Raw genomic sequence first — 543 nt, forward strand, 5'->3', positions numbered from 1 at the left:
TGAGATATTGCGCTGCGATCGATTGAATCTGTTTTGGATAGGTTGCGCTTAACAGCAGAGTTTGGCGCTCTTCTGGTATATCTTCAATGATAGTATCCAAGGCCTCCTGAAAGCCCATGTCTAGCATTCTATCAGCTTCGTCCAATACCAGCGTGTCAACATTGTTGAGCTTCAGGTTACCTTTTCTAACGTGTTCTTCAACCCGGCCAGGAGTACCGACGATGATATGTGCGCCGTGCTCTAAAGAACCAACTTGAGGGCCAAAAGGCATGCCGCCACATAAGGTGAGAACTTTTATATTGTGAATAGCGCGGGCAAGTTTGCGAATTTCTTTGGCGACTTGATCGGCCAGCTCACGAGAGGGCAGAGCACCAAAGATTGAATTCTGAAACGTTTTACGTCTAGCTTATTGAGTAGCCCAAGCCCAAATGCGGCAGTCTTTCCTGAGCCCGTTTGACCTTGCGCGATGACATCTTTTCCCTCAATAATCAGGGGCAGGCTCTGCATTTGAATCGGTGTCATGGCTTGATAGCCTAATGAATC

Annotated in this window: 1 pseudogene; it reads right to left on the reverse strand. The window is 47.5% G+C overall.

What is annotated here, in order from left to right:
• Nucleotides 1–543: pseudogene (locus A3766_RS10895) on the reverse strand (DEAD/DEAH box helicase); the annotation flags it as partial.

The sequence above is a fragment of the Oleiphilus sp. HI0132 genome (genome assembly GCF_001635845.1).